This window comes from Leisingera sp. SA215 (genome assembly GCF_055902035.1).
Window position 1 is genome coordinate 139,695 of the sequence record NZ_JBVVXU010000011.1, and the last position, 11,079, is coordinate 150,773.

Annotated in this window: 7 protein-coding genes and 2 pseudogenes; 6 read left to right on the forward strand and 3 right to left on the reverse strand. The window is 58.4% G+C overall.

Annotation, left to right across the window (positions count from 1 at the left end):
• Positions 1–5: 5 nt before the first annotated feature.
• On the reverse strand, positions 6–2,441 hold the full coding sequence (locus AC0KW6_RS13745) for a GcvT family protein (RefSeq protein ID WP_474035166.1): 2,436 nt from the start codon (positions 2,439–2,441) through the stop codon (positions 6–8).
• 191 nt (positions 2,442–2,632) lie between these two features.
• Here AC0KW6_RS13745 and AC0KW6_RS13750 point away from each other — a divergent pair, with 191 nt between their 5' ends.
• Positions 2,633–4,156: a trimethylamine methyltransferase family protein gene (locus tag AC0KW6_RS13750; protein ID WP_323775769.1), complete on the forward strand. Its 1,524-nt coding sequence runs from the start codon at positions 2,633–2,635 to the stop codon at positions 4,154–4,156.
• An 8-nt stretch (positions 4,157–4,164) separates the two neighbouring features.
• Here AC0KW6_RS13750 and AC0KW6_RS13755 read toward each other — a convergent pair whose 3' ends face one another.
• Positions 4,165–5,139, reverse strand: coding sequence for a LysR family transcriptional regulator (locus AC0KW6_RS13755; RefSeq protein ID WP_323775770.1), 975 nt, complete (start codon positions 5,137–5,139; stop codon positions 4,165–4,167).
• 173 nt (positions 5,140–5,312) lie between these two features.
• Between AC0KW6_RS13755 and AC0KW6_RS13760 the strand changes: the two genes are divergently transcribed.
• From AC0KW6_RS13760 to AC0KW6_RS13775, 4 genes and pseudogenes are all read left to right on the forward strand, one after another.
• On the forward strand, positions 5,313–6,275 hold the full coding sequence (locus AC0KW6_RS13760; RefSeq protein ID WP_323775771.1) for an ABC transporter substrate-binding protein: 963 nt from the start codon (positions 5,313–5,315) through the stop codon (positions 6,273–6,275).
• A 75-nt stretch (positions 6,276–6,350) separates the two neighbouring features.
• Positions 6,351–7,382, forward strand: coding sequence for an ABC transporter permease (locus tag AC0KW6_RS13765; protein ID WP_474035167.1), 1,032 nt, complete (start codon positions 6,351–6,353; stop codon positions 7,380–7,382).
• Between the two features lie 5 nt (positions 7,383–7,387).
• Positions 7,388–8,467 (forward strand): quaternary amine ABC transporter ATP-binding protein, encoded by a 1,080-nt coding sequence (locus AC0KW6_RS13770; RefSeq protein WP_323775773.1) that lies wholly within the window; start codon positions 7,388–7,390, stop codon positions 8,465–8,467.
• A 193-nt stretch (positions 8,468–8,660) separates the two neighbouring features.
• Positions 8,661–9,327 (forward strand): annotated as a pseudogene (locus AC0KW6_RS13775) (IS6 family transposase); the annotation flags it as partial.
• 92 nt (positions 9,328–9,419) lie between these two features.
• On the opposite strand, the pseudogene AC0KW6_RS13780 reads toward AC0KW6_RS13775, so the two are convergent.
• Positions 9,420–10,320, reverse strand: a pseudogene (locus AC0KW6_RS13780) (ISNCY family transposase); the annotation flags it as partial.
• A 139-nt stretch (positions 10,321–10,459) separates the two neighbouring features.
• Between AC0KW6_RS13780 and AC0KW6_RS13785 the strand changes: the two are divergent.
• Positions 10,460–11,079 (forward strand): helix-turn-helix domain-containing protein (locus AC0KW6_RS13785; protein WP_474035008.1); only part of this gene is annotated, 620 nt, incomplete at its 3' end.

The following is an 11,079-nucleotide window of genomic DNA, read 5'->3' on the forward strand; positions in this document are numbered from 1 at the left end:
CCGGCTCAGCTCCGCATCAGGCCATAGCTGGGATCATAGGGCGACGGCGCGATGACCTCGGCCTCTACCGCGTCGCCATACATATCCAGCTGCATCCTGGTGCCTTCGCCCGCCAGCTCCGGATCGACAAAGGCATACGCCAGGTTCATACCCACCCGGTGCCCCCAGTCGCCCGAGGTCACGGTGCCCACGACCTTGCTGCCCTGCATCAGCGAGGCCCCGCCGTGGGCCGGCGCATCGGTTGCGTCCACCTTCAGCGTCACCAGCTTCTTGGACGGACCCTGCGCCTGGCGTTTCTGCAGCGCCTCGCGGCCGATGAAATCGCCCTTGTCCATCTTCACGAACCGGTCCAGCGAAGTCTCGAAAGGGTCGAATTCGGTCAGGATATCCGCCTTCCAGTGCAAGAAGCCCTTCTCCATCCGCATCGATTCCACCGCACGGGCGCCGAACAGCTTCATCCCATGCGCCTCGCCTGCCTTGCGCAGCGCCAGGTAGGCCGCGTAGAGCGAGGCATTGGGCACGTGGATCTCATAGGCCAGCTCGCCCGAGAAGCTGACGCCCAGGACGGTCGCCGGCGAGAACCCGATGAAGCATTCGCGCACCGACAGCCACGGGAACGCCTCTTTAGACCAGTCGCCGCGGGAACAGGCTGAAAGCACATCGCGCGCCTTGGGACCTGCCAGAACCAGAATGGTCTGCTCATTGGTCAGCGACCGGATCTGCACGTCCTCATCCGCACGGACATGCTGCTGCAGCCAGTCCATGTCGTGATATTCACTGGCCGCCGCAGACCCGTACCAGACCCGCGCCTCGCCCCGGTCGGATGTGGGCAGGTTGGCAATCGTCGCCTCGCCCTTGACCATGCCGTGATCGTTCAGCAGATAGCCCAGCCCCACCCGGCCGTCGCGCTTGGTCACGGCGCCGCAGAACATGCGGTCCAGAAAGCTGTGGCGGTCGCTGCCGGTGATCTCAAACCGGTTGAAGCCGTTCACTTCGCACAGGCCGACGTTTTCCTGCACGTTCTTCACATCCTTTGCCACGATGCCGAAGGCCTCGTCGAAATTGAAAGTCAGCGAGGGGTGGAAATCCGGCGCGGGCTTGATGTAGTCCATCCGCTCCCAGCCGTTTACCACCGTGAACTCCGCACCCTCGGCTGCCAGCACAGGGGTCAGCGGCGTGGTCTTGGCCGGACGCCCGGCGGGGCGGTGCTCATGCGGGAAATGGAAACGGAATTCGTTCTGGTAGTCCTCGATCGCTTTCAGCGCAGTCAGCTCCACATTGGTGTGGCCGGTAAAGCGGCGCGGGTCGATGCACCAGGTGTCATAGCAGGCCTCGCCATGCACAATCTGCTGTGCCAGCAGCCAGCCGTGGCCGCCGCCTTCGCCCAAGCCCGCACGCAGGCCGATAGCGCAGAAGGCGTTGCGCTTGCCCGGGATCTGGCCGATTAGCGGCGCGCCGTCGATGGTATAGGTGATGGGGCCGTTGACAATGGATCGGATTCCGGTTTCGCGCAGCGCAGGCATCCGTTCAAACGCGCCCTCCAGAACGTCCATCACACGCTCCAGATCATCGGGGCACAGGGCGTTCACGAAGTTCGGGTCGATCCCGTCCATGCCCCAGGTTTTGCACTCCTGCTCGTAGAAGCCGATCAGCAGACCGTTCTTTTCCTGGCGGCTGTAGTAGTCGCTGATCGGGCAGCGGATCAGCGGCATCCGGTGGTCCGCGTCAATGATGCCGGGGATGTCTTCGGTCAGGAAATACTGATGCTCCATCGAGGCGACCGGGTGGTGCACCCCCATCATCGCGCCAACCTCGTTCACCCGGTAACCGCAGGCGTTCACCACGATGTCACAGTCGATGTCACCGTGTTCAGTGTGCACGGTCCAAGTGTCGTCCTTGTGCTGGGTTAGAGCGGTGACCGGGGTATTGCGGTAGACCTCGGCACCTGCCTTGCGGGCGTGGTAGGCGAGCGCCTGGCATAGTTGCGCAGGGTCGATATCGCCGTCCAGCGGGTCCCAGAGACCCCCTATCATGTTGTCGGTAGAGATCAGCGGATGGCGGCGGGCGCATTCCTCGGCGTCGATCACTTCGAGATGCACATCCATGCCGCGCGCCATAGAGGCGAAGTGGCGGTAGCCCTGCATCTGCTCTTCGGTATTTGCCAGCCGGATGCCGCCGTCTGCATGGTGGTAGTTGATCGGGTATTCCGGGTTTTCAGCCAGCTTTTTGTACAGGTTGATCGAATGGGTCTTGAGCCCGACCATGGTCTGGTTCATGCCAAAGTTCGTGACCTGTGCAGCGGAATGCCAGGTGGTGCCGCTGGTCAGCTCATTGCGTTCGACCAGGACGACGTCAGTCCAGCCTTCCTGGGTGAGGTGGTAGAGGGTGGAACAGCCGGCGATGCCGCCGCCGATCACTACAACTTTGGTACGGGATTTCATAGAAGAGCGCCTCCGAAACAATTTGACCCAGATACACCGTCACATTGCCTTTCAGCGCAATTGCACGGCTCCATCTTCATACAATTTCGAAGTTAGAGTTCTATTTTTTAGTATATATCGAGAGACTATTGTGCCAAGCGCTGCCAAGGCCCTTGGATCGCACCCGTAGCACCTGCTTCAAAGGACTTGATATGGCTGTACAGCGTGGAAAGAGAGGCGGGCGCCGGGAGCGTCTGGCACAGCGAGCGGCAAAGCCTGCAGTGGACCCATGCCCCCCTGGTCAGGCCGGCGGCACATACAAACCACTCAGCGATTCTGATTTGCGGCGCATATACGATACTGCGCTCGACTTGCTCGAAAAACTGGGGATCGGCGAAGTGCCGGACAGGCTGCACGCCGATCTGCTGGCCATCGGTGCCATCGACAATGGCAACGGACGGGTCCTGTTCCCGCCTGTATTGGTCGAAGAGGCAATTGATCAGGCCGCCAAGACCTTTATCCTGCATGGCCGCGACCCGGAGCGCTCGATCGAGGTCGGTGGCAACAAAGTGTACTTCGGCACTGGTGGCGCGGCTGTACAGACGCTGGATATGGACAGCGGGATCTACCGCCCGTCGACCCTGCAGGACCTTCATGATTTCACACGGCTCCAGGACACGTTGGCCAATGTCAGCTGGTTCACCCGCTGCTGCGTGGCGACTGACGTGCCCGACAATTATGATCTGGACGTCAACACGGTTTTTGCGCTGCTGAAAAACACCTCCAAGCCAACAGCAACCTCGTTCACGCTAGCCGAGTATGTTGCCCCGATTGTCGAGATGCTGGATATCGCGGCAGGCGGTCCGGGAGAGTTTTCCAAGCGCCCCTTTATGAAGGCCCATATCAGCCCGATGATCTCGCCTATGCGCTATGGTGAGGATGCGGTGGATGTGGTGTATGAGTGTATCCGGCACAACATTCCGATCTCCTGCATCACTGCCGCGCAGGCCGGCGCGACCGCGCCTGCCACATTGGCCGGCTTTCTGGCGCAATCGCTTGCAGAAACACTTGGCAGCTTGCTGATGGTACACGCCATCCAGCCCGGCTATCCGATGGTGTTCTCAAATTGGCCGCTGGTGATTGACCTGCGCACCGGTGCGTTCTCCGGCGGCAGCGGCGAGACGGCAGTGCTGAACGCGGCCTCGGCGCAGCTGTCGAACTGGCTGGGCCTGCCGTCGGGGGTGGCCTGCTCGATGACGGACGCCAAGGCCATTGACGCTCAGTACGGGATGGAAAAGGGCATCACCTCGATGGCGGCGGCGCTGGCAGGCGGGAACCTGATCTATGAAAGCTCGGGAATGACCGCATCGCTGTTGGGGGCAAGTTTCGAAGGGTTCGTGCTGGATGACGAAATGCACTCGAATACCTACCGCGCGCTGCGCGGGATTGAGGTGACGGATGAGAATCTGGGGTTCGAGGCCATTTGTGGCGCTGTGTTGGGAGAGGGCCATTTCCTAGGCGGTCAGCATACATATGCCGCGATGGAGCGCGACTACTTCTACCCTAAGCTTGCAGACCGCGACGAGCCGCGCACATGGGCTGACAACGGGGCGCAGGATGCCTGGGGGCGTGCCAAGATTAAAGCCCGTGAGATATTGCGTGGCCACAACCCGGCCTATCTTACCCCAGAGCAAGAGCAGGAAATCCGGTCGCGGTTCAAAATCCTGTCGTCCTGACGCACAAGTCAGTCCACTAGTTTAAAGCTGTCAGCAAGCCATGGCGTTTGCTGATGCTGCGTTGAGATGACATGGTCCCGGATTAACGCCCGCATTTTGCTGTCTATCAGTTCCATCACGGACCTTGAACAATCGGGGGTGGCGACAATGGCCAGCGTGCGAGAAAAGCTCTTGCCCGGGAACCGGTGTATAGCAAGTTTCGGTTGAAACCGCTTGGCCCGGGAGAACAGCAAGGGGGTGGTGATGGTCCACCCGGAGCCTGCCGCAACCATCGCCATCAGCGTTTGGTTGTTGCTGCATTCAAAGTTGGAGGGCGCTCTAAGTCCTATGCGCCGCATTTGGGATTCTATTTGTCTTGCTATGATCAGGTTACTTGAAAACCGCAAGAACGGAAGTTTGGTGCGGCCTTCGACAATATCCGCCAATGACTGTTCGCTGAACCGGGGCAGCACCACAACAAAAGGGTCGCGCAGCAACGGGCGGTCCTGCAGGTCGCGCAACCTTTCATCCGGGGTGGTCGTGATCCCTAGATCAAGATGACGGTTGCGCAGCAGTTCGATGATCGCGTGGCTGGAATCCGTTTGATACATGAAGTCGCAGGACGGCATGTTTCCCGATAGAAAGACCGCCAGTTCCGGTATGATATCGCTGTCGAAGTCCTCAATCGTACCGATCCTCAGATAACTTGCGTCTGCAATACTTCCAGCCGAGGCCTCGGCCTTGGCTTTGCGGATTGCATAAAGAGCGTCATCTATATTGCGTAGAAAAACCTGTCCCTTGGGGGTCAATACCATGGGCCTGCGGGAGTGGTTGAACAACTCGACCCCAAGATGATCTTCCAGATTGCGCAGGTGATGTGACACGGTACTGATGGTCAGACCGGTTTCTTCGGATGCCGCCTGAAGCGACCCTTTCTGTGCACATATCTGAAAAATCTCCAGCCATTTGAGACTAAGATCCTTGGGGGCTGGTTGACGGGGCATGTGATCTTTCTTTCTTAGGATCCGCATCGGATAACTTTTAAATTATGATACTATTGATCAGATATCATCCTATCAATCGAATAGTTGTCCTCCGTATCAGGAAGCTGTGGGAGCTTTGCAAATCATGCAGATTGGGCTTCTGGCGGTGCCAAGCCAAAACTTGGAAGGTAGAAATGAAAAGACTGCTTTTGACATCCGCATTTGCCATGGGCCTTGCTGCACCTGCTTGGGCCGAAAGTTGCGGTGACGTGACCATCACGCAAATGGACTGGGCTTCAGCCAATGTCGTGACTTCAGTGGCCAAATTCTTGATGGAACAGGGGTATGGGTGTGACGTCACGACCGTCCCATCCTCGACACCGACAGCTTTGACATCAGTTGCCGAGACCGGCACCCCTGATATTCTGACCGAACTTTGGGTCAATACTGCCCCAGCCTATGCCGATCTGGTTGCCGACGGTAAGCTGGTCGAACTGGCCGACGTGCTGTCAGATGGCGGTATCGAAGGTTGGTGGGTGCCGCAATATGTGGTCGATGCGCATCCCGAAGCGGCCACCCTGGACGGTATTTTGGCCAACCCCGGCCTTGTTGGCCGCCGGTTTGACAATTGCCCCGATGGCTGGGGGTGTCGAACTGTCAATGACAACATGAACCGTTCCATTGATATGGAAAGCAAGGGGATCGAGGTCTTCAACCATGGATCGGGCGAAACGCTGGCAACCGCCATCGCCTCGGCCTATGCGGACCAGAAACCCTGGTTCGGCTTCTACTGGGCTCCGACCGCTATTCTGGGAAAATATCCGATGGTTCTGGTCGATGTCGGCGCGCATGATGCTGAACAGCATACCTGCAACAGTTCCAAGGACTGCGCGGAACCCGGTGTCTCGGCCTATCCGCGTGCTGCGGTCAAAACGGCTGCGACGACCGATTTCCAGCAGCGTGAACCCGCGATCGCCGAATTGATGTCGAACATTTCTTTCACCAACGACCAGATGAACGGGGTGCTCGCCTGGATGGAAGACAACAATGCCTCTGCCGAGGAAGGCGCTGTGTACTTCCTGACAAACAACAAAGATCAGTGGAGCGACTGGCTGAACGACGACGCCCGCGCAAAGCTGTCCACGATCCTGAATTAAAGCAACGAACGAGCGCGTTCCGGCAACCAGTGCCCCGGGGCACGCTCATATGAAGATCAGTTAAGGGGCCAAAGCGTGACGAGCTACGAGAAATTGTTTGACCGGTTGGGATTGCGTGACTGGTGCGATTCCGATGCGGCGGATTCGCCGATGAGCATGGCCCAATTGCTAGCCCAGACCAATGAAGGCAATGCGGAGAGTTCCGGGACACTGCCGTTTCCTTCGTTGGACGCCCTTCACGAGGCTTGCAACGCTTTTCCCCAAACCCGGGACATGACGATCAGCGTCGAGCAAGGTTTCCTTTCCATCAAGGACAACCTCAAGTTCATCCTTGACCCGCTGACCCAGCCGCTGTCGTGGATACTGGAAGGGGCGCTTTTTACCTTCATGGCAACACCCTGGTGGATTCTGATCCCGCTTCTGGTCTTGGCGACTTGGCTGGCCACGCGCGCACTTAGCATCACGGTATTTGTCGCGGCTGTATTCCTGTTCTTTGGCGTGATCGACCATCTTGATGTCGCCTTGCAGACGCTGTCGATCATATTTGTCTGCACCGGGTTCAGTGTTTTGTTGGGTGTGCCGATTGGCATCATGATGTCCCGGTCCGACCGGATGCAGCAGCTTATGCTGCCCATCCTCGACATGCTTCAGACCCTGCCGAGTTTCGTCTACCTGATCCCGCTGATCTTTCTGTTTTCCGTTACCGAGCCAAAACTGTATGGCATCGCGATCATCCTCTACGCGATTGTGCCCGTGATCCGGCTGACCGATCTGGGCATCCGGCTGGTCGACAAGGATGTGATCGAGGCCGCCGACGCCTTCGGAATGACAGATCGGCAAAAACTGTATGGTGTCCAACTGCCACTTGCCCTGCCCAATATCATGGCCGGGGTGAACCAGACGATCATGATGAGCCTTGCAATGGTGGTGATTGCGTCACTGGTATCTGCACCCGGTCTCGGCGTGCTTGTCCTTCGGGGAATACGCAACCTGGAACTGGGCGTTGGACTGGTCGCCGGCTTTGGTATTGTTTTGCTGGCCGTGGTGCTGGACCGCTGCTCCAAAGCAGCCCTGCAACGCATTGACCCAACGCACAAGACGGATTGACACAAATGACGACACCCAAAATTCAGATCCGGAACTTGTACAAGATCTTTGGTTCCAACCCGAAAGCCGTTCTGCCCTTGGTGCGGGATCAGGGCCTTGGTAAACCGGAGCTCCTGGAACAGCACCAGCATGTGCTGGGGCTGCGGGACATCAGCATTGACATGCAGGCCGGGGAAATCTCCGTCATCATGGGGCTGTCAGGATCTGGGAAATCCACTCTAATCCGGCACCTGAACCGCTTGATCGAGCCCACCGCTGGAGAAATCCTGTTGGATGGGCAGGATGTCACGGATCTGAACCCGGTTAGCCTCCGCGGCATACGGCGGACGTCCATGTCCATGGTGTTCCAGAAATTCGCCCTACTGCCACACAAGACTGTGCTGGAAAATGCGGCAACCGCTCTGCGCATCCAGGGGGTCGAGCAGGAAAAAAGAGAGGCGGAAGCGCGCAAATGGCTTGATCGTGTTGGCTTGTCCGGGTTCGAAAATCGCTATCCCAATCAGCTTTCCGGCGGGATGCAGCAGCGTGTGGGCATCGCTCGGGCGTTGACCGCAGATACCGACATCATGCTGCTGGACGAAGCATTCTCGGCGCTTGATCCGCTGATCCGAACAGACATGCAGGACCTGCTTCTTGAACTTCAAACTGAACTGCACAAAACGATCATCTTCATTACGCACGACCTGGATGAGGCGCTGAAGCTTGCCGATCATCTGGTGATCCTCAAGGACGGCGCTGTTGTACAGCAAGGCTCTCCGCAACAGATTGTGATGAACCCGGGCGATCCTTATATCGAAGCCTTTGTTGGTGACATCAACCGCGCGCGTGTTCTGCGGGCCGGAACAATCGCCGTTGCGGGGGCTCCGGCGGGAACCGTTGTCGGAGAAGTCGACTGGCAGGACACTCTGGAAACTGTCATCAAAACAACAGGCGGGCGCGCGGATGTCTCGGTAAGAGTCCTCCGGGAGGGACACGTCGCAGGTAGTATCGAAATGCGTGATTTGATGCTGGCTTTGGTGCCCTATGCCTCCAACAGAAACAGCCCGGAGGCCCAGAGTACGGCAAGCGCATCAAGCGTAGCATAGCTGGGGCGTTCAATTTTGAGTTGGTCCAGACGGTTGCTTTCTTGTCGCAGCCGGAAAAGTCACCAAACACTAAAAACGAATGTGCTGCCCCCCAAGCGAAACGGTTGTGTCGCAAACTTTCTGTCTGACTTTCGCCGTGTCGACCTTTTCGCTATGCCCGCTGCGGCACGGTAGCAGAATGTCGGAGGACCGGGTGATCAGCTTCAAGGGCAGCCATTATCCGAAGCATGTCATCCTCTACGCGGTGTATTTCTATGTCCGGTACGCCGTCTCCTACCGCGATCTCGAAGAAATCCTGGCCCAGCTTGGGGTGCATATTGACCACGCTACCTTGAACCTCTGGGTGGTGAAATACGCCCCGCTCATCGCATCCGAGGCGCAGAAGCGGAAGTCGGCAACCGGCAGATCATGGCGAATGGATGAAACCTGCGTCAAGGTGAAAGGCCGGTGGACTTACCTGTACCGAGCGGTGGACAAGGAGAGAAATACCCTTGATTTCATGCTCTCGGATCGCCGCGACGAGGCATGCGGCAACCGCGTTCTTCACCCGAACGATCCAGAGCAACGGCTGGCGGTACAAGGTGGTGATCGACAAGAGCGGCGCCAACCTGGCCGGACTGGAGAACATGAACATCCTGCTGATCCTGAGTGGCTGGTTCTGGCTGATCGAGGTTCTGCAGGTCAAATACCTCAACAACATCGTTGAGCAGGACCACCGCTTCATCAAGAAGCTGACCCGGCCGATGCAGGGGTTCAAATCCTTCGCTGCTGCGCCGGCGACCCTCGACGGGATCGAGACCGCGCATATGATCCGAAAGGGTCAGCTCGTCGGCAACGGCGGCACCGCCTTTCAGCAGTTCCGGCGCTGGCAGGATAACTGTGCCCAGCAAAACACTTGCGTTCAGCCTGCGGATATATTTGCGACACAACCCAGCCTGACAGGGCGCAGACATCAAATATCGGAGCCCTGGCTGGCTGCGCGGGTTGCCTTGGCCTTACTTTCTGCCAGTGTATTCCAGCCGTCGTTGCGCCTTCCTGACGGCTGATAGCCGTGTACGCTGTTTTCCGGTGCGGCGCTTCTTTGGCGGGGCCTTGTCCTGTTCGGCCTTGATGAATTCCAGCACGCCGCTGAGGCGCTTGTTCTCCGTAATGGCAGCATGGGTGACGCGCTGGTCCTTGTCGAAAGCCGAGTAGGGGAGCTGGATCCCTTTCCAGCGGAACTCCAGCCGCCCGTCCGCGAATTCGAAGCTGTCAACGTATTTGCCCGGCAGCCCGCGGGTCACTTCGTTCTCTTCGAGGATGATCCGCTGCCGGTCGTAGGAGAACGCCGGCTGACGGCTGACATAACGCTCATCGCGGAAGCACAGGATATCCCGCAGCCGGTCCTGCAACGTGCGGTTGGCGCGTTCCACGCGGCCCTTCGCCTGGCTTGAGTTGGCGCAGAGGATCTCGACATTCAACTCATTCAGTGCCCGGCCGAACCGGGTCATCCCATAGCCGGACTTCGCCGCCTGGTTGGGCTCTCGGAACACGGTGTGCTTGTCCGAATAGAAGGCCACCGGGCGGCCGTGTTTGAGCAGATAGTACTCCAATGCCTCAAAGTAGCTGAACGTGCTTTCGGATGTAACGTAACGAAGTTCCATCGGCGTGCTGGTCGCATCATCGATGAACACCAGCAGAGTGCAGCGCGGGCCGCGGTCTTCGAACCAGTGATGGTCCGAGCCGCCGATCTGGATCAGCTCGCCAAAGCATTCCCGGCGCAGCCGCGGCTGGTGGAAGGTCCGGCGCTGTTTGCGGGACAGCCAGAGGCCATCCTCGGCCATCCATTTGCGCACGGTCCCGCGCGACACTTTGAAGTGAATTAGTCTCGATGTGATCTGACACCGCCCCCTTCTCAGCAAGCTGAAACGGGGGCGGCGCATCTCTTGAAGGAGATGATGGTTGCCCGTTTTGATGGTGGTGCAAACCCAACCACAAAACGAGGAAACCACGATGTTGAATACTACCGACAAGATCATCAAACACAAAACCGGTCTGCTGAACCTGGCCGAGGAATTGGGTAATGTGTCGAAAGCCTGCCAGGTCATGGGCTACAGCCGGGACACATTCTATCGCTATAAGGCGGCGGTTGAAGACGGCGGCGTGGAGGCGCTGTTCGAGCGCACCCGGCGCAAGCCCAATCTGGCGAACCGGGTGGACGAAGTCACGGAACAAGCGGTCATCAAATCCGCCACTGATTTCCCGGCCTATGGCCAGGCCCGCACCTCAAACGAGCTGCGCAAACTGGGTGTGTTTGTCTCGCCCTCGGGTGTCCGGTCGATCTGGCTGCGGCACGATCTGGCGAATTTCAAAACCCGGCTCAAGGCACTGGAGGCCAAGGTCGCCGAAGAAGGCACCATCCTGACCGAAGCGCAGGTGCAGGCGCTGGAAAAGAAGAAGCTGGACGATGAAGCCTGCGGCGAGATCGAGACCGCTCACCCAGGCTATCTCGGGTCACAGGACACGTTCTATGTAGGCACCCTCAAAGGCGTCGGGCGGATCTATCAGCAGACCTACGTCGACACCTATTGCAAGGTGGCGCATGCCAAGCTCTACACCACCAAAACGCCCAT